Genomic DNA, 535 nt, shown 5'->3' on the forward strand with positions numbered 1-535 from the left:
TGCAACGGATACGCCTGCTGCATCCACGTCAGTCGATTGAAGAGCGCATCGTGACGATTGCCGACGCCTTTGGGGCGACCCGTCGAGCCCGACGTGAAGATCACATACGCGAGGTTCGCGCCGTGGAGTTCGATCTCGGGATTGCGTTCATCGTGCCTGCTTGCATCGAGCGTGACGTGCTTGACGTTTTCAACTTCAGGCAACGCAACGCCGGACTGACACAGTGCGAGCACGATGCCGCCATCCTGCTGCATCGCTGCGAGCCGGTCGGCCGGATACGAAGGATCGAGCGGCACGTAAGCTGCGCCCGCCTTCATGATCGCGAACAGCGCCACCACGAGTTCGATCGAGCGTTCCGCTGCGATGCCGACTTTCGATTCGATGCCGATACCTTGATTGATCAGCCAATGCGCCAGTCCGTTCGCGCGGGCGTTCAATTCTCCGTAACTCACGCACGAATCGCCGAAGACCAATGCGATGTCATCGGGATAAGCCGCTGCGTGACGTTCGAAGCCACGAAACACCGGTTCCGCGT

The 535-nt window shown here is 60.0% G+C and carries 1 protein-coding gene; it reads right to left on the bottom strand.

The features are described from left to right. The coding region (locus tag AWB80_RS42890; RefSeq protein ID WP_143328309.1) for an AMP-binding protein at positions 1-535 on the bottom strand (535 nt) is incomplete at both ends.

This window comes from Caballeronia pedi, assembly GCF_001544915.2.
Taxonomy (GTDB): Bacteria; Pseudomonadota; Gammaproteobacteria; order Burkholderiales; family Burkholderiaceae; genus Caballeronia; species Caballeronia pedi.